The organism is Lysinibacillus sp. FSL L8-0126 (genome assembly GCF_038630385.1).
GTDB classification, from domain to species: Bacteria; Bacillota; Bacilli; order Bacillales_A; family Planococcaceae; genus Lysinibacillus; species Lysinibacillus fusiformis_D.
In genome coordinates this window covers 2995843-3014815 of record NZ_CP152028.1, presented here as the reverse complement: position 1 = coordinate 3014815, position 18973 = coordinate 2995843, and the positions used below count along the sequence as shown (strand labels likewise).

Genomic DNA, 18973 nt, shown 5'->3' with positions numbered 1-18973 from the left:
AACGTCGTATTGCGCAAATTATTTGGTAGCTAGTTTTTTCACAATTTGAGCTGTTTTTTCCGCTGCATCGCGTATATCGTTTTCCGTTAAATCTTGCCCAAAGCTAAATCGGATGGAGTTTCGTAATTCCTCTGCTCCTTGCCCAAACATCGCTACTAACACATGCGATGGATCAATCGAACCAGCGGTACATGCTGAACCACTTGATACACAAATACCTGCCATATCAAGATTCACTAGAAACGATTCTACTTCCATCCCTTTAAAGCTAATATTTAGTACATGAGGCAATGAATGCTTTTCTTCACCATTCACATGGAACGCTAGCTTTTCCTGTGTAAAAACTTCGAGCATAATTTGCTTAAAGTGATTGTATAGTGAACGCTTTTCTTCACGCAACTTATTTGCAACTTGCACAGCAGTCGCAAAACCAATAATGGCTGGAATATTTTCAGTACCTGCGCGACGTTTTTTCTCTTGTGCGCCCCCAAGAGCAAAGCTCGCTAACGGTGTTCCTGTCTTTTGGTAAAGGAATCCAACACCTTTAGGACCATTGATTTTATGTGCAGATACACTCAATAAATCCACCTGTAATTGGTTGACATCTATTTTCTCCAAGCCGTAAGCTTGAACTGCATCTGTATGGAATGTGGCATGATGCTCACGTAATAGCTCACCAATTTCAGCAATAGGCTGAATTGTACCTACTTCATTATTACCATACATAATCGTCACTAAAATAGTATCTTCGCGAAGGGCTTCTTGAACATCCTCAACCGCTACACGTCCCAATTGATCTACTGGTAAATAGGTCACCTCAAAGCCATCGCGTTCAAGTTTTTCACAAGTATGTAACACCGCATGATGCTCTACTTGTGTTGTAATGATGTGTTTCCCTTCGTTCGCACGGGCATAGACAGTGCCTAAAATGGCTGTATTATCAGCTTCCGTGCCGCCGCTTGTGAAAATAATTTCCCCTGCTTGGGCACCGATGGATTTCGCTAATAACTCACGTGCATTGTCTAAATATTTTCGTGCTTCTCGACCTGCGCCATGAATACTTGATGCGTTGCCAAAAACCTGCTGCATAGCAGTCGTCATCGCTTCTATTACTTGGCCATTCATCGGAGATGTAGCCGCATGATCGAGATAAATATATGAATTCATGTTGAAAACTCCTTTTTGATCAATTACGCCTCGACGTAATTGCCGCTGACACTTCACTTTCGCGCAGATAAACAATACGTCCATTCTTTTCAAACTAATGAGTAACAGTTAGCCTACTATCGTCACATTCTGTGACAACGGTAACTGACCTGCATCATGCAGACCTCTCTTCAAAATCTGTGACTTTCGCCAGAGACTTTATCTTGATTCAGTGATCGTTTGAACACTCACTGAAAAAATGAGCACCGCATTCAGCTCACCCTTCATAAGTGGAGTCCTCTCCTGAATCAAGATCAGAAGCGCAAAAACCCACATCACTCATCGTAAAAATAGCCATTGCGATAAGACTATTTCACAAAATGAATGAGATTGATGCGGGCGTAGCACTTTAGCTCGAACATTTTAAATATAGAACATGTAACCTTCCGCTACATTTTCTTCTGTATATTGTGCTAGGTCTTCAATTGTCGTTGTATCTAACACATTTTTTACTGCATCGCGAATACGTAGCCATAACTCTCGTTGTGGCGCTTCCTCATTTTCAATACCCTCTACTGGTTGAATAGGCCCTTCTAGCACACTAATAACATGGGCTGCTGAAATTTCGCTAGGTGGATTCGCTAGCATATAACCACCATAAGCACCACGTACACTTTTTACTAAGCCTGAATTACGAAGCGGAGACACTAATTGCTCTAAATATGCTTCAGAAAGCTCCTTTTCCGCAGCAATTTTGCGCAATGGAATCGGCCCTTCACCATAATGCTTTGCTAATTCAATCATAATCGTAAGCCCGTAACGGCCCTTTGTTGAAATTTTCATTTTATCACCCTCAATTAGTCTAGTCAAAATACTACAAACAGTATATCATAATCTCCTCTTGATGAACTCGGAAATACACCTAGAAGGATGTGATATACTAATAAATGCGATTCAAAATCGTTCAAAAATAACAATCAGCGCTTTATTTTAGCGTATAAACATGGTCGAAGCAAAAAATGACAACGACTGAAAGGGGGAACTAAATTGCATAATGAACCACTCGCTTTTCGAATGCGTCCTTTAACCCTTGATGAAATAGTTGGGCATCAGGATTTCATTGGTCCCAATACAGCCCTGTATAAAATGATTCAAAATGAACATGTACCTTCCATGTTGCTATACGGAGAACCTGGAATCGGTAAAACTTCTATTGCCAATGCCATTGCAGGAAGCTCCAAGCTCCCTTTCTTTGCACTCAATGCAACGCGAGCTGGCAAAAAAGATGTGGAGGATATTGTACAAGAAGCCAGAATCTCCGGAAAAGTACTTCTTTTTTTGGATGAAATTCATCGTTTCAATAAATTACAGCAAGATACTTTGTTACCACATGTTGAAAATGGCTCAATTGTATTAATTGGGGCCACAACAGAAAATCCTTACCATGACGTCAATCCAGCTATCCGTTCACGCTGTGGAGAAATTTACCAGCTAAAACGACTAACAAAGGAAAATTTAATTGAGTTGATTGAAAAAGCACTAGCAGATGAAAAACGAGGGTTAGGTAAATATCATTTTGTATTAACACCCACTCAAATTGAGCAAATTGCAGGAGCCGCAAACGGGGATGCGCGGAAGGCATTAACACTACTAGAATCCATTTATTATGCGAGTGATGAGGTTGATGGGCAGACGCTTGCAGCCGATCATGTTATTGAGCATCTCATTAACCGAATTGGTGTTTATGGCGATAAAAAAGGTTCACATTTTTATAATTTACTTTCCGCCTTGCAAAAATCTGTACGTGGCAGTGATACCAATGCTGCTTTATATTATTTAGCGCATTTACTGGAAACAGGCGATTTAGTGGCCGTCAGCAGGCGCCTGCTTGTGATGGCTTATGAAGATATTGGTCTTGCCAATCCCGATGTTGGTCCTCATATGCTGGCTGCCATCCAAGCAGCTGAACGACTAGGGTTACCTGAGGCACGTATTCCACTCGCAAGCGCCGTCATAGAAATGTGCCTTGCCTCTAAATCCAATTCTGCCATAGCTGCAATAGACGCTGCCATTACAGCAATTCATGAAGGCAAAACGGGTGATATTCCTCATCATTTACGAGATGCTCATTACGAGGGAGCGAAAGATTTAGGACATGTTGGCTATCAATATCCACATAACACACCCATTGGCACTTTTGGTGGTTGGGTAGACCAGCAATATTTACCGGATGAACTTGTAGGAACAGAATTTTATAAACCTGTTATTGCTGGAGAAGAAAAACGAATGGCAGGCATCTATGAAAAGCTCAAATCGTTCCATCAATAACAGCACAAAAGCAAAGTCACGATTTCCAGTACTGATAGTGACTTTGCTTTTTTACAAAATAACAGGATGGGCTGCTTTGATGATCATCCTGTAAAGCTCTGGTTATTTGCTGTGTATCGCTCTTTATAAAACAAATTTAATGGTTCTGCTACATGTCGAAGTAATGACAGAAGGGATTCTTTCCCATCCTCTTCATTGACCTTACTATGCAAAAAAACAATCAAATTATACGATTGATACAACACACTCGCGAATTCTTGATTGTTTTCTCTCACTTCAAAGCGAATTGCTTTTACAGCAATAGCTTGTGCAATTTTTTGTTCTCTTGTTTCATAGGATGGCTCTCTAGTTAATTCATCATCCGTCACTCTGTATAACCGCTTTAATGCACCATATACCTCTTGGTTTCCACTAAACCGATCCTTTAACCACTGCAAGACAAATTGTATAAGAATAACTGCATATATAAGGGAAAGACATGCATCACCACGCGACTTTTTTGCTAAGCGCTGGAAAGATTCTGCTTGTGTCACTAATTCAAAAAGAATTAAACGAATTGGGTACAGCATGGCATGACCACTATTAATGTATAACTTTTCTCGATCCCTATACATTGCCAACCAAATATCTTTGACCAATGAAATAGATTTTCTTGTAGAGAGCGCTAATTGACACTGTATAAGTTCCTTCTCAATCGTTGGTTGGATAAGTCGTTGAAATAAATGCTCATCTTCCTCACTAACTAGTAAAAGCGGTTTTTCCAAATTCGCCAAATCTAATTTTATACCGTTTACAATCATTGCCTAGCCCCCTTTCAATAAGTTCTTACAGTGTTGAATAAAATGATCATAGGAGAACCCATTTTTTAACTATAATTCGACAAAAAATCATAATTCCCTTTAAGTAAAATGGTCTTTTTTTACTTTCCAAATAACAAAAAAGAACCCACGAAACAAAACGAAGCAAGTAAATCCACTTTTTTCTAGTATAGAAAAACGAGAATTACTTACAAAAGTTACGTAGATTCTTGTCGTATAGGCTATTTTCTGAAAATAGCTAGTCTAATAATGTCTAGGCTGTCAGTTCTTCATCAACAAATGCTTTGAACTGTTCCAGACACTGCTTCACATCACCCTTTTGTGCAAGCACTTCATTGCGTATCGTTGTCATTTTCTCTTCATCCTCTAGCACTTCCGTTAAGAGAGCAAAGATATCTGTTAATAATAATTCATTCTCTTCCTGTTCAATTCCCGGTAAGGAATAAGCTGCTATTGTTAATAAACGCTCCACTTTTTCAGGCGTTTTTTGCAAGGCATTCGAAGAATAATAGGTCGATGCAGCTAAAAAATAACATAATTTTGCACAACAATCGATAAACAAATGCCAATACGTATTTGCGCTTGGTAATTCCCCTGATCGATGATCAACATACTCTTTATAATAAGTTGTTACTTGACTATATAAAGGATTCAACCCTCTCATAGCTTTCGGATAATTATTAGATGTATCCAAATAGTCAAATACAATGGCATTCATTTTCTCTTGAAGTTTGACAATATCTAAATGATCACGAATTACTTGAATTTCCATTTCCCCACTCTCCCATATGTCATTTGCTGTTTTAACTTCCTGGCTATTTACTAAGTAGCTCGGAGCATCCCAAACAAACTGATCGATTATCTAATGGATGATTTAAATTATATCAATAAACTATATGGAGTAGTGAGGACATGAAAAAAATAAGACAATTTCGTGAATTAATAGCATTTTATGTACATAAGACGAACTATTTTGGTAAAATTATACCCTTTGTACATAATCATCAAATAACCAGGGTTCCTTTGCGCGATCAACAATTTCAATAATGCTCCCCTGCATATATTTTTTAATGCGCTTTTGAGGTATATAAAAATAAGCATTGTTCATAATTAACCATTCACTTAATGTTACATTATTATCTGCTTGATGATTCGTTAAGATTTTCTTATGCCGCAGAACATCCGCCATTTTATAAAAACCATCGGACAATTCATAGGCAGATACATCAAAATTAAAAATGGGGCTGACTACTTGTCCAACATCAAAAATATGTATAGTTTGCTTCTCTTCATCAATCGCTAACTCTACAGTGCTAATTTCATCGAAAAGATTTAAACCTCTATATTCCATTTGATAAATTTTTTCCATCTGTATGCGCCTCCTTTTTTCAACGGTCTAATTGTAACATAGAAAAAGTAGCTACTTCTCAAAACAATGAGGCAGCTACTTCTACGAAAATAATCCATTATGTTGTTTTTTTTTAGTAATTCTCTGACATTATCCTTGTACGCGCGTAATTTTTACATCTTTTAAGATGGTATTGACTACCCAGCTCGCCGCAATTAAACCTGCTACGGACGGTACAAAGGCATTGGATGAAGGCGGCATCTTTGCCTTACGAATTGCCGCATCAGGCTTACCAACATGCTCTACGACATCAGGACGTACAACAATTGGACTTTCATCAGAAAAAACAACCGTTACACCCTTATGAATACCCTCTTTACGAAGCTTTGTACGAATTATTTTTGCTAATGGATCTGTATGTGTTTTTGATATATCCGCAATTTGGAAACGAGTAGGATCCATTTTATTTGCTGCACCCATACTCGAAATAATAGGAATATTACGTTGCAAGCATTCCTTCATTAGATGAATTTTGTACATCACTGTATCGCTTGCATCAATGACATAATCAATGCCTTGTGCGAAAAACTTTTCATAGGTTTCTTCCGTGTAAAACATGTGCATATCAATGACTTCACATGCTGGGTTAATATCTGTAATGCGCTCTTTCATGACAGCTGATTTAGATTTGCCTACAGTTGATAGATATGCCACTAGTTGTCTGTTGACATTTGTAATATCGACATTATCCTTATCAACTAAAATAATGCGACCGATTCCACTTCTTGCGCATGCCTCGGCTGCAAATGAACCAACACCACCTACACCAAGTATGGCAACCGTTGTATTTTTTAATTTTTCGAGACCCTCTGTTCCTATAGCGAGCTCGTTACGTGAAAATTGATGTAACATCCTGACACTCTCCATCTGTATATTTTATTAGTAAACCTAGTTATATACTAAGATAAAATCAAAATCTATCTTACATTTTATCATGTTATTGTTCAAGAGAAAATTATAAAGAAAAAAATGAAGATTGCCTACTGAAAACCATCCAAATAACAGTAATTAAACAAGGATTTTAAAATAAAGTTGGAATGCTTCCTTGGCATTATTTTCTAAAGGGAAACGGTTGATTCCACTCCAGGCTGATACTTTCCACATGCGGTGTCGAGCTGCTTTCCCCGCAGGAGTCACCGTCCTTCGCTATATTCAACATCTATATAAAGCAACTCCATCCATATATGTTGATGAAAAGTAAACTTTTAAAGTGAAAAACGATGCTGACGAAGAATAAAATCAACGAATGTAAACAATTAGAAATGTTTACGATTGATCAATTAGTACGACAAGATCATTAAGTGCGAAAATTAGAAACCACTATTAATTTTTCGTTTATTTATCCATTAGTAGCAAACCCCTATTCTGATTATGGAATGGTTTATCAAATATTGAACAAAGAAAGAAAAATGACAAAAGCCATCGAGAGTGAAGTTCTCGATGGCTACAGTCTGTGAGATTGATGACTCAATCCCTTTCTCACCTTTTTTCATTTTGTAAAGCCGAATGATGCCCATGGTTGAATATGTGCTAATAAAAATTGTTCTTCCTCAACAACGCTAGCGATAACATTGCTCGACCCGGCATTTGGGATTTCTTTTAGAACAATTTGTAGCTCTCCCTTATAACGAACATCCAAATTATTATCAATCGTGATATCGCCTCTTTTTAATGGTCGTGTATCATGCACAGGAAAATCTCCGTTTTTATATTTAACCCGAGATTGTGTGCTACGAATGACATACTCAGAGACATCCCCTCTATTAAAATGGGGCTCTTTAAAAAGAATCGTTTCCTCTAAAATACTCGTGTCTGCTGACGGGACAACCTTTATTTCAAGCTTATTGCGATTTAATTGACCTAACGCACGTATTTCCTCCTCTGAGGCATACATATTGCCAATAATACAATCATCAATGAGCCCTGTATGCCATAAATCTTTCGCTTGTACAGTGATAGGAAGATGACGATGCTCCTCTAATGTAGGTAACCCGTACTCCGTTTGCTCCCAAGGCCCAAATTGACCATGCTGCGAGGAGATCATCGCGGCAGTTCTCAAGCTGTGTGCTTTAAAGTGTTGGGATGTTTGTAAAAAGTGCTGACGAGATAGCCCAGTAAAGCGTCTTGGATAAAAATTATGACACCCGATAATGTTCTCTTTATTGGGCTGGTAAGAAACAATATTGTCTACATATTTCGTCCCGTTACTAATGTTTAATTCTATTTTTAGATTACTTGCGTCAAGTGACATCAACGCTTCTTCCTGACCAGAAAATCCCATATCTAAACGTAAGGCTGCCAAATAATAATGTTCCTTCAAATAGCCAATATCTTTAAAGGTTAAGCCTAAATCATCAAAAACAGCTGGTGCGATATCAGCCGATATGTCAAAACCAAGCTGCTGCGCAAAGGCATTAATTTGCTGTAATTTCTGACGCTCCCCCTCCTGTTTTAATGACATCAAACAGGTAAAGATCCGATCAAAGCCATTGTCATGAGCAAGTTGAACATAGCGCTTCATTTCGTCTAGTGTACTATGCTGTGGATATAGCGAAATTCCTAATCTTCTCACTTCAAACCCTCCGTTAATTGACGCTTATACTTCTACTTTTTCCCCTTGGGATTCCACAACAGATTGTTCGCTCTGTGCTGCTAAAGCAGCCTTTTGTTCATTCTGTCTTGACAAGCGATTAGCCATGGATAAAAATGGTAAATAGATACAAATAGCTACAACAATTAAGACAATACTCAGTACAGCTCCACGCCAAGATTGCGTGACTAGGAAACCATTAATAATTGGAGGCGTCGTCCATGGAACAGCAATCGTTGCTGCTGGCACCCAACCCCATTTTGTTACAAAGAAAGCAATTGTCACATTGACCATTGGTGTCAAAATAAATGGTACAAATAAAATTGGATTTAAGACAATTGGTAAACCAAATAGTAATGGTTCATTAATATTAAATAATCCGGGAGCAGCGGATAATTTACCAACCGTATTATATTGTTTGTTTTTACGAGCAATAATGAATATTGCGATAATTAAAGCAATCGTTGTACCTGAGCCACCCATATTAATAAAAGCGTCAAAGAACGGTTTGTTAATAATGTAAGGTGCTACTTTTCCAGCAGAAATGGCTGCAACGTTAGCATCAATTGCTTGTAGATTAATCGATTGCATAAACGGCTCGATAATATTTGCCCCATGAATACCAAATGTCCATAAAAATGTTGGAATGAAGGCTAAAATAAGTCCAGCTACCCATGTATTTGTTAAGCCCATAAATGGCTCTTGAATCGATGAATAAAACGTTCCAATAATATCGGGTATATCAAACCCAGCAGAAATGATTGTACGAACTAATGCTAATAAACCAATTGTTATAATTGCTGGAAGTAATGCTGCAAATGACTTTGACACAGCGGATGGCACACCCGCAGGCATTTTAATTAAAAGCTTTGGATTGCCAGATAAACGAGAAAATAGTTCTGCGGAAATTAAAGCGGTAATGAGGGCAACAAATATTCCTCCTGTACCTGTCGTTAAACCCGTTAATCCCCCTTCACCAAATGTACCAAATGTCATATAACTGGCAAGCCCTATTACCCCACCAGATAATGCATCCTTGTCATAGCTTTTTGTCAGATGATAGGCAACACAAAAGGCTAATAATAGGGAGATAACCCCAAATGTCGCTCCCCAAATATTCCCCCCAAACTGTGTCCATGTCTCATGCTTCCAAATGGCATCGAGTGCATTTTGATATAATTTAATGGGCAAATTGTTAATAAGTACAGCTAATGATCCAACAATTGTCAACGGCATGATCGTAATAAAGCCGTCACGAATAGCAACTAAATGACGCTGATTCCCAACCCTAGCAGCAACCGGTACAAATTTTTCTTCTAAAAAACGGAACATCCACATACACTCCCTTTGCTTTTTATTGTGACATCAAAATTTGATGTTACTCCCCTTTGATTCGTTCATATAATTCAATCATTTCTTGCGCTAAATCGCGAAAAGTAATAGCATTCATTAAATGATCTTGCGCATGAATTAATAACATGGAAACCTCTACTTTTTCTCCCCTTGCTTCTTGAGATAGTAACCCCGTTTGAGCATGATGTGCTTCAATTAAAGACTCATTTGCTAATTTAATTTTTTCTTTTGCTTCCTCAACTTGCCCCTTTTTCGCTAGCTGAAGAGCTTCCATACACTCACTTTTCGTATTGCCACTATGCACAATAAGACCCATAATGGACTCCATTAATGCTGCTTCTCCCATTCCCTTTAACCCCTTTTTCATCCAATTAAGTGTAGTGCCTGCTTCAGGACATTTTCACCATTCATCATGCCATAATCTGCCATATTGATGATATCGATTGGAAAGCCCCTATCCTTGAATTTTATTTCAAATGACCCCTTTAAATAGCGAACCTGAGGACCTAATAACAGCACATCCGCTTTTTTCGTCGCTAATACTTTTTCCACCTCACCTTCAGCAATGGCATAAATATCAGCTTCAATATTTTGCTCTTGAGCAGCTTTTTGCATCTTAGATACTAATAAACTAGTACTCATGCCCGCTACACACACTAACATAATATTTTTCATTCGAAACACTCCTTTTTATGTTTTTTTGATTGTGTAATCGCTTACTTATTTTGAGAATAGCACCTATTGGTATATACCACAATACACTTTTTACATTAATTTTATATCCGTGTAATTATTTACAAAATTGGGCTATTGTTTTTTTATAGCAACATAAACGATTCTACTCAACTGGTATAGTCCAGAAAAAAATCCAAAAAAATTTAAAATTTTCAAACCATTTAGTGCTTAAAAATACTCATAAAATGCTGGCTTTTCAGTAGGCAATGCCCTTTGCCATCGTTGTAGAGTCTTTTCCACTGTCGATTGATTAGCATAGACAACAGCCTCTTTGACGGAAAGATAACCAACCATCATTGCAGAAAAAAGATTAATTGGTAGTGTTAACATATGCTTGTCAGAGACCGAATTTGTCTCAATTATGGACACTTGACCATTTTTATTTATTTGATAGACATGCTCATTCCAATGACAAAATGGATCGTCAATACGTATCGTCAATGTTTCTGTGATATCTCTCCATGGATACCGCTGCATAAAAGCTGCAACGTCTACGACTCTAACCATCACATCCTGTATGACTTCCCTTTTGAATTGCGGCTCTTTGAAATAAAAACCAAAGGGATAATGATTGCTAGTAACACCTGTAATTTGATCGACACTTGCTGCATGTGACGTAATATAACGCCATATGGCTTGCTCCGCTAAATAATTAGCTACAATAAAGTCTTGAATGACAAACGTCCCCTGCAGAATGGTATAACGAATATAGCCCTCTATTTTATCTGCTTGAAAATAGGCTGCAAAATGGCTGTCAGGGCTCCTTCTCTCAATTCTTTTCCACCAGGCATCATCTCTTACCATGCCTCCATTTTGCAATATTGCCATTATATTATGAAAATCCTTTATTTCCTTGAACAGCTCAGGCTCAACCCATTCAAAGCTCATCCGTTTGACGATATCCAGTTGTTTCCCAAACGACGGAAATTGTGCTTGTGGGATCGTGTAATGAAGCTTCTCAAAAAATAATTCCCAACCAAAATGTCGATAGAAGGACACAGAAAAAGGCGCTAAAACTGAAATGGTTTGCCCATTATCACGCATTTTTTGTAGGGCTTCTATCATGAGCCTTTTAATAATCCCTTGTTGTCGGTACTCAGGATATGTTGCAACAAAGCCGATTCCGCCCATTTTATAAGGAACACCATGAACCGTCATGTTGAGTGGCAATATTAAAAGTTGACCGACAATCTTTTTATGATCATAAGCTCCTAATGTCGTACTCTGCTCTATCCAATAATGAAAGTCCTCTCGTCGAGCCCCTGTGTATTTATTCGGAAAACAATAATCTCTTAATTGATGAATCTGCCTATAATCATTAGGCGAGACGATGTGGATATCCATATAATCACCCCTATTGCAATTCTAAAAATTCAGTTATTTACAAAAGATTCTTCTGCAGTGAGATGAAAACAATCACTGCAAGAATCTTTTGTCCTCTTAACATTCTTCTCCTATTTCTTTTGACACCATGATTTCTGTTACGGTTTGAAATAATTTTTCAATATCTGGACCAGCCGCTGAAATTTCTACTATACTACCAGGTGTTACACCCAATGACATAACGCCCATAATGGACTTTAGATTAACAGATTTTCCCTTGTACGTTAATTGAATATCACTTTCGAATGGAGTTACTGCAGTTACTAGTAGTGCAGCAGGTCTGGCATGAATGCCCTCAGGTGAAGTAATTTTATACATTTTTTTCATTTACGATGTCTCCCCTTTTTCATGTAAAATCTATACGATGTTGATAGTTGGCCATCATTGTTTCATTATGCGACCAATCCGAGTCAACATTATTGCTGACAAAAATAGGTAACTCCTTTGTCGTCTTTGCTATTATTTCGATGACTTCGCTGAACAAGGCGTTTAATAATAAGGAACCAATGACAGTAGAAGCTGGCGCATACTGCATTTCATGTAGATGCAAAACACCATCTCCAATAGGGATATGTGTATTGATCACAAAATCTACCACGTCTTCAAGCCTGTGCCCACTGTGATGACGTGCAACCTGCTCTCTATAGAGGAGCGACTGTAGAGAAAACACGTATACCCCTGACTCCTTTGCCAACAAAGCAGCATCTATAGGGGCCGCATTTCTCCCTGAAGTTGAAATGACAATGCAAACGTCATTTTCACGAAAATCAAACTGTTCCTTATGTTGTTCAATAATAGTGGGATCCTTCTCATTGATTGAGGAAGCTAGTGCTCCAGCATGTAATGCCAAAGGTTCTAGAAAAATCGGACGAACAGGTACTAAACCACCAGCTCGATAAAAAGCCTCCTGCGCTAATAGCTGAGAATGGCCGCAGCCAAATAATTGGATGATTCCACCTCTTTGAAGACGTTGAACAATGATTTGTGCTGCTTCCTTTAAATGAACAGTCTCCTGCTCCTTCACAATCTGGATGAGCTTTTCGATTTCAGAAAAATATGCATGCATATAATCACCTTTTAATTTCACTTATAAATTTATAGCGATCAGCTCGATACGTACTGCGTACAAGCTCAAATGGTTTACCGTCCGATAAATAACTCGTACGTTTGATAATTAAAACAGGTGCTGTTTGATTTATCTGTAGAAATTTACTATCTTCTTTTGAGACAATGGCTGCCTCCATTTGCTGTACGGCATTCCCAATCTTTTGATGGAACTTTGCTTCGATTAAAGCATAAAGCGAGCCCATTATTTGCTTTTCATCCAACTCTGGATAGATTTTGACTGGGATATACGTTCTTTCAATCGCCATTGGCTGAGAATCGGCATTTCTAATTCGCACCACAAAGAATACTTCTTCTCCAGGCTCAATCATTAAATCTCTTGCAATATCCACTGGTGGTATGATTTTTTCAAATCGTAACACCTTACTGCTTGGTTCCATTCCTCTAGCGCGCATATCTTCCGTAAAACTTGTTAAGCCCTTTAATGGCTGCTCCAATTTGGGATTAGCAACATAGGTACCTCTCCCTTTTTCTCGATATAACAGACCGCTGTTTACGAGATTGGTAATGGATTGACGCACAGTCATTCTACTAACATCAAATTGTGCAGAAAGTTCACGTTCTGAAGGTATCGTCTCACCAATTCTGTATTCTTCTAAATAAATTCTTTGTTTAATAATCTCTTCTATTTGTATATAAATAGGTATATGAGAATTTTTCTCTAACAAATCTTGCACCTTCCTTATCGCCTCTTTTATGATTTCTCAAATACAACTTTACCTCGACAAATCGTTTTTTGCACATTTAATTGTTGATCTAGCAAGACAAAATCTGCATCAAAGCCTTCTTCAATTCGACCTTTCATGGGAAGCTGCAATTGTTCAGCGGCATTCGTAGAAGACATGGCGACTATTTCTTGTAAGGAACAATTCGTAATGGCCTTCATATTTTTAACCGCCTGTTCCATTGTTAACACACTGCCAGCTAATGCTCCGTTCGCTAAATGGGCTCCTTTTTCACTTACATACACCGTTTGCCCACCTAAATCATATTCACCATACTGCAAGCCTTTCGCTCGCATGGCGTCCGTAATAAGAATGATCCCCTTGGCACCTTTTGTCCGATAGGCTAGCTTGACTGCTTGAGGATGACTATGCACACAATCAACAATTAATTCCACTTTGATGTTATCTTCTAATAATACCCCACCAACGACACCTGGATCACGATGATGAAATGGTCGCATTTGATTATATAAATGAGTGGCTTGACTTATACCTAATGATACTGCTTGATGGACTTCCTCTATTGTAGCATCTGAGTGACCAATAGACGGAATCACATTAAAGTTCTTTAATGCTTCAAGAAATGTGAATCCACCTTCTATTTCTGGTGCGACGGTAATTTGTTTGATACGATAACAGCTCATTTTTTGCCAATTAGCAAATTGTTCAATCGTAGGACTAATCATGTATTCTTCTGGCTGTGCACCTGCACGTATTTTCGAAACAAATGGACCTTCAACATGAATGCCCAGTAAAACGGCTTCTCCTTCTTGCTGTTCAAATTGCGCCACATTGACTAAAGCGCTTTCAATTTTGGCTATAGTTTGTGTCATAGTTGTAGCAAGGAAACCTGTAACGCCTTCTTGCACTAAGGACTGTGCTATTTCATGCAAAGCTAATGGACTAGCATCCATCGTATCATGCCCAGCTGATCCATGAATGTGCATATCAATATAGCCAGGGAGCAGTAGCCAATCATGATTTTGCCCATCAATACGTTGCACTGCCTTTCTTGACAAACACTGCCCTATTTGAATGATCTTACCATCTTCTATATAGACGTCACCCTTAAACGGCTGATCATCAGGATTAATAATCCTAACATTTGAGATTAATAATGTGTCCTTCAAACTTATCACCTCCAACCTTTTTATGAACGCTCTCCAAAAGGTATAGTTGTCTATACCAATTATATGCTCGTTCATCTAAAATAAAAAGTTATTTTTTCATATTTTCAAAATTTTTCTATAAATCTTTCTTTTAAAAATTGGCAACAAAAAAGGAGCTACTCTCAAGCTCCTTTTTAATCCTATGTATAGGACGAATCCCAATTGTGCCGTAATGCCAAGAAACATTCGTTTTGAACCCGCAATTTGCAGGGGGGTGCCCGCTTTGCAGCTTTAAACGTCCCGCTCCGCTAGGGGCATGTTTGCGACTACAAAATGAAGGCTCCCGATTCGATAGTGTTCGGTCAAAACTGTGAAGTAGATTTAGCAGTTAGACAAACACATCAGGATTCGTATTACAGTTATCATAACACCACTTTTCTGATAATTCAAACGATTTTCTCTCATAATCTATATTTTCCTGAAAAAACACAAAAAAATACCTAGATTCTCAACAATATTTGCTAGGAAATCCAGGTATTTTGTTTTATTCATTATTTTTTAAATGGTTTGATGGCTAAGCTTAATTCACTTAGTTGCTCTGGTGATACTTCGCTCGGTGCTTCTGTCATTAAGCAGCTAGCACTTGCTGTTTTCGGGAATGCGATAGTATCACGTAAATTCGTACGTCCTGCTAGTAGCATCACAAAGCGATCAAGACCAAAGGCAAGACCTGCATGTGGTGGCACGCCATACTCAAATGCTTCTAATAAGAAGCCAAATTGCGCTTGTGCTTCTTCTTCTGTAAAGCCAAGTAATTCAAACATTTTTTCCTGTAGGTCACGTTCATAGATACGTAATGATCCACCACCAAGCTCGTAACCGTTTAATACGATATCATAGGCTTGTGCACGAACTGCTGAAGGATCTGTATCCATTAACGCTATATCTTCATCGAACGGACGTGTGAATGGATGATGTGCTGCATAGTAACGTCCATCTTCCTCAGAGAATTCAAATAATGGCCAGTCAGTAATCCAAAGGAAAGCAAATTGTGATTCGTCAATCAAGTTTAAATCTTGTCCTAATTTCGAACGTAATGCCCCTAAAGAAGCTGCAACAACAGGTGCCTTATCCGCCACGAATACAAGAATATCGCCAACTTCTGCTCCCATACGTTCGATTAAAGCTGCTGCTAACGCTTCGTCAAAGAATTTCGCGATTGGGCCATGTAAGCCTTCTTCTGTAACCTTTAACCAAGCAAGACCTTTTGCTCCGTAAATACTAACGAATTTTGTTAATTCATCCATGTCTTTACGAGAATATTTGTCCGCTGCTCCTTTAATATTGATACTTTTCACTTGTTTTCCTTGTGCAACAGTATCTGCAAATACTTTGAAATTACAGCCTTCAAAAATATCATTTAATGCTACTAGCTCTAATCCAAAACGTACGTCTGGCTTATCTGAACCATAACGATCCATTGCTTCTTGATACTTCATACGCTGGAAAGGTGCAGGGATATCGATTCCTTTTACTTCTTTCATAACAGCTTGAATTAAGCGTTCATTCATTTCTAATACTTCTTCTTGTGTTAAGAAGCTAGTTTCAATGTCCACCTGTGTAAACTCTGGTTGACGGTCAGCACGTAAGTCTTCATCACGGAAGCAACGGGCAATTTGGAAATACTTTTCAAAGCCTGCAACCATTAATAATTGTTTAAACAATTGTGGTGATTGTGGTAATGCATAAAATTCACCCTCATGGACACGGGATGGTACTAAATAATCACGAGCACCCTCTGGCGTTGATTTTGTTAAAATCGGTGTTTCTACTTCTAAGAAGCCTTCATTTTGTAAGAAGTTACGGATTGTACGTGTAACATCAGAACGCATTTTGAATGTATCGAACATGACTGGACGACGTAAGTCCAAATAGCGATATTTTAAACGTAGGTCTTCTGATACGTCTGTGCGATCTTCAATTTGGAATGGTGTTGTTTTGGCCGTATTAATTACGATTAAACTTGTTGCTTCTACTTCAATTTTACCGTTTGGTACATTCGGATTAATTTGATCCTCTGTACGAAGGATAACTGTTCCTTCCACTTCAATCACATATTCACTACGTACTTTATCCGCTAGTGCATGTGCTTCAGCCACGTCTGGACTAAATACGACCTGTGTAATTCCCGTACGGTCACGTAAATCAATGAAAATCAAACCACCAAGGTCACGACGACGCTGCACCCAACCTTTTAATACGACTTTTTCGCCTTGTAACGCCTCTGATAGCTCGTTACTAGCATGTGTTCTTGTAGCCATTGTTAAATTCCTCCAAAATATCTTCAATTTATGTAGCATCTACTAGCAATGCCCTGTATCTACTTTAAGATTGTTGTGATAAATAATTCACTAGCTCTGAGAATGCCACTTTGTGCTGTTCACCAGATTCCATATGTTTCACGGCAGCTGCTTGCTCTTCAAGCTCTGTTTCGCCAAGAACGATTGTGTATTTTGCACCTAGACGATCCGCTGATTTCATTTGGGCTTTCATTTTACGATCTAAATAATCCATTTCTGTCGCAAGACCCTTTGCACGGAAAGTACTAGTTAGCTCTACAGCCTTTTGCTTGGCTTCAGCGTCCATTGCGATAATATAAACATCTAGTCCTGAAGCGGTATCTAATTCAACGCCCTCTGCTTCAAGTGCTAATAATAAACGCTCAATACTTAATGCAAAACCAATACCTGGTACATCTGGACCGCCAATTTCTTGCACTAGCCCATTGTAGCGTCCGCCTCCACATAGTGTTGTAATCGCACCAAAGCCAGCTGCTGTAGACATAATTTCAAATGTTGTGTGATTGTAATAATCAAGCCCACGTACAAGATTTGGATCCACCTCATAAGAAATGCCCAATGTATCTAAATACGATTTCACCTGACTGAAATAAGCAGCTGACTCCTCTGTTAAGAAATCAGTTAACGCTGGAGCCGTTTGCATTAATGGGTGTTCACGATCCACCTTACAATCTAAAATTCGTAATGGATTTTTTTGCAAACGATTTTGACAGTCAGAGCAAAACTCTTGAATATGTGGCTCAAAATGCTGTAACAAGGCTGTACGGTGAGTATTACGCGTTTCTTTATCACCCAGTGAATTAATCACTAGTTTTAAATCCTTTAAGCCAGCTGATTCATAAACATCCATCGCAAGAGCAATGACTTCCGCATCAATTGCAGGATCTGCTGAACCAATGGCCTCTACTCCAAACTGTACAAATTGACGATAACGCCCAGCCTGTTGACGCTCATAGCGGAACATTGGTCCTAAGTAAGAAAGCTTAACGGGCTGATCTGGAGCACCAAACATTTTATGTTCTACGTAGGCACGTACGACACCAGCCGTATTTTCAGGACGTAATGTTAGTGAACGTCCCCCGCGATCCTCAAATGTATACATTTCCTTTTGCACAACATCCGTTGTTTCACCAACACCACGCGCAAACAAATCCGTTTGCTCGAAAATCGGTGTACGAATTTCGTTATAACGATAAACACGACAAATATCACGAATAATCGCTTCAACCCTTTGCCATTTTTCAGATTGACCTGGCAAAATATCTTGTGTCCCTCGTGGCACTTTAAAACTCATGTAAATCCCTCCTATATCGATTGCTTATGATAGAGCAGCTGTCATTCTACTTGGGGCGGAGGCATGCTTCGATTGAGCAGTTTTCATTCAGGTTGGAGTTTGGTTACACCTTCAAAGAGCGGTCTTCACTTTGATTAGAGCGGGTTCGCAATTTTGATGAGCAGACTCACCACCTAAAACCGAACCCATCCCTTTTCTCAAAAGAATCTCGCAGTTTTTTCGAACAACAAAAAAGCCCCCGTCACCTTGCCATAGCAAGGGACGAGAGCTGTATAAGCTTCCGCGGTTCCACCCTAGTTGACACAATTAATTACATGTGTCCTCCTCGTAATCGGATAACGGCCGATTCCGTTTTTTCCTACTAAGCACTGCTTTTCAGAAAAAAGCCTCTCAAGTGTTATTCGCGTGATACATTTTTGTAGGAAAGATTGCAGCCTAAGTCTTTCCCTCTCTGTTCCAATAGAGGTATACGCTACTTGCTTGGTCATAAGCGATTAATCATTTTTCGATTACCCTTTATGTTAGTCACTAGCCATGCCAATGTCAACTGTTTTTGTATTTTTCATAGGGCTATAATGAAAATAACAAATTCCGTTACC

The 18973-nt window shown here is 38.7% G+C and carries 18 protein-coding genes, 1 other RNA gene and 1 other annotated feature; of the genes, 1 reads left to right on the top strand and 18 read right to left on the bottom strand.

Going from position 1 to position 18973, the window contains the following annotated elements; all coding sequences use genetic code 11:
* Positions 1 to 18: 18 nt before the first annotated feature.
* Together MHI34_RS14705 and MHI34_RS14700 are read right to left on the bottom strand one after the other, a co-directional pair.
* On the bottom strand, positions 19 to 1167 hold the full coding sequence (locus tag MHI34_RS14705; protein ID WP_036124356.1) for a cysteine desulfurase family protein: 1149 nt from the start codon (positions 1165 to 1167) through the stop codon (positions 19 to 21).
* 402 nt (positions 1168 to 1569) lie between these two features.
* Positions 1570 to 1989, bottom strand: coding sequence for an Rrf2 family transcriptional regulator (locus MHI34_RS14700; RefSeq protein WP_008181126.1), 420 nt, complete (start codon positions 1987 to 1989; stop codon positions 1570 to 1572).
* 204 nt (positions 1990 to 2193) lie between these two features.
* Here MHI34_RS14700 and MHI34_RS14695 point away from each other — a divergent pair, with 204 nt between their 5' ends.
* Positions 2194 to 3474 (top strand): replication-associated recombination protein A, encoded by a 1281-nt coding sequence (locus MHI34_RS14695; protein WP_036124360.1) that lies wholly within the window; start codon positions 2194 to 2196, stop codon positions 3472 to 3474.
* Positions 3475 to 3557: 83 nt separating this feature from the next.
* On the opposite strand, the gene MHI34_RS14690 is transcribed toward MHI34_RS14695, so the two are convergent.
* The 16 genes from MHI34_RS14690 to hisS form a co-directional block, all read right to left on the bottom strand.
* Positions 3558 to 4274 carry a hypothetical protein gene (locus tag MHI34_RS14690; protein WP_058844056.1) on the bottom strand — a complete coding sequence of 239 codons (717 nt, stop codon included), beginning with the start codon at positions 4272 to 4274 and terminating at the stop codon, positions 3558 to 3560.
* 271 nt (positions 4275 to 4545) lie between these two features.
* Entirely contained in the window at positions 4546 to 5064 is a 519-nt protein-coding gene (locus MHI34_RS14685; RefSeq protein WP_036124364.1) for a hypothetical protein, read from the bottom strand.
* A gap of 210 nt (positions 5065 to 5274) precedes the next feature.
* Entirely contained in the window at positions 5275 to 5661 is a 387-nt protein-coding gene (locus tag MHI34_RS14680) for a hypothetical protein (RefSeq protein ID WP_036124366.1), read from the bottom strand.
* Between the two features lie 129 nt (positions 5662 to 5790).
* A complete protein-coding gene (locus MHI34_RS14675; RefSeq protein ID WP_271910494.1) occupies positions 5791 to 6552 on the bottom strand; it encodes a tRNA threonylcarbamoyladenosine dehydratase in 762 nt (253 codons plus the stop codon).
* A gap of 637 nt (positions 6553 to 7189) precedes the next feature.
* Positions 7190 to 8272: a MupG family TIM beta-alpha barrel fold protein gene (locus tag MHI34_RS14670; RefSeq protein ID WP_342503577.1), complete on the bottom strand. Its 1083-nt coding sequence runs from the start codon at positions 8270 to 8272 to the stop codon at positions 7190 to 7192.
* 24 nt (positions 8273 to 8296) lie between these two features.
* Entirely contained in the window at positions 8297 to 9622 is a 1326-nt protein-coding gene (locus MHI34_RS14665) for a PTS sugar transporter subunit IIC (protein WP_058844054.1), read from the bottom strand.
* Positions 9623 to 9668: 46 nt separating this feature from the next.
* Positions 9669 to 9989: a PTS lactose/cellobiose transporter subunit IIA gene (locus MHI34_RS14660; protein ID WP_036124376.1), complete on the bottom strand. Its 321-nt coding sequence runs from the start codon at positions 9987 to 9989 to the stop codon at positions 9669 to 9671.
* A 17-nt stretch (positions 9990 to 10006) separates the two neighbouring features.
* A complete protein-coding gene (locus MHI34_RS14655) occupies positions 10007 to 10318 on the bottom strand; it encodes a PTS sugar transporter subunit IIB (protein WP_342503576.1) in 312 nt (103 codons plus the stop codon).
* Between the two features lie 228 nt (positions 10319 to 10546).
* Complete coding sequence (locus MHI34_RS14650; protein ID WP_271910497.1) at positions 10547 to 11722, bottom strand: GNAT family N-acetyltransferase; 1176 nt, start codon at positions 11720 to 11722, stop codon at positions 10547 to 10549.
* 96 nt (positions 11723 to 11818) lie between these two features.
* Positions 11819 to 12088, bottom strand: a complete 270-nt coding sequence (locus MHI34_RS14645; RefSeq protein ID WP_036124382.1) for an HPr family phosphocarrier protein — start codon at positions 12086 to 12088, stop codon at positions 11819 to 11821.
* Between the two features lie 19 nt (positions 12089 to 12107).
* Positions 12108 to 12827, bottom strand: coding sequence for an SIS domain-containing protein (locus MHI34_RS14640; protein WP_036124385.1), 720 nt, complete (start codon positions 12825 to 12827; stop codon positions 12108 to 12110).
* Between the two features lie 4 nt (positions 12828 to 12831).
* Positions 12832 to 13554, bottom strand: a complete 723-nt coding sequence (locus MHI34_RS14635) for a GntR family transcriptional regulator (protein WP_036124397.1) — start codon at positions 13552 to 13554, stop codon at positions 12832 to 12834.
* A gap of 26 nt (positions 13555 to 13580) precedes the next feature.
* A complete protein-coding gene (gene nagA / locus MHI34_RS14630) occupies positions 13581 to 14741 on the bottom strand; it encodes an N-acetylglucosamine-6-phosphate deacetylase (protein ID WP_257982877.1) in 1161 nt (386 codons plus the stop codon).
* A gap of 190 nt (positions 14742 to 14931) precedes the next feature.
* A non-coding RNA gene (ssrS, locus tag MHI34_RS14625) (6S RNA) lies at positions 14932 to 15131 on the bottom strand.
* 140 nt (positions 15132 to 15271) lie between these two features.
* Entirely contained in the window at positions 15272 to 17041 is a 1770-nt protein-coding gene (aspS, locus tag MHI34_RS14620) for an aspartate--tRNA ligase (RefSeq protein WP_342503575.1), read from the bottom strand.
* A 64-nt stretch (positions 17042 to 17105) separates the two neighbouring features.
* A complete protein-coding gene (gene hisS, locus MHI34_RS14615; RefSeq protein ID WP_342503574.1) occupies positions 17106 to 18374 on the bottom strand; it encodes a histidine--tRNA ligase in 1269 nt (422 codons plus the stop codon).
* Between the two features lie 254 nt (positions 18375 to 18628).
* Positions 18629 to 18871, bottom strand: a binding site (T-box leader).
* Between the last annotated feature and the right edge of the window lie 102 nt (positions 18872 to 18973).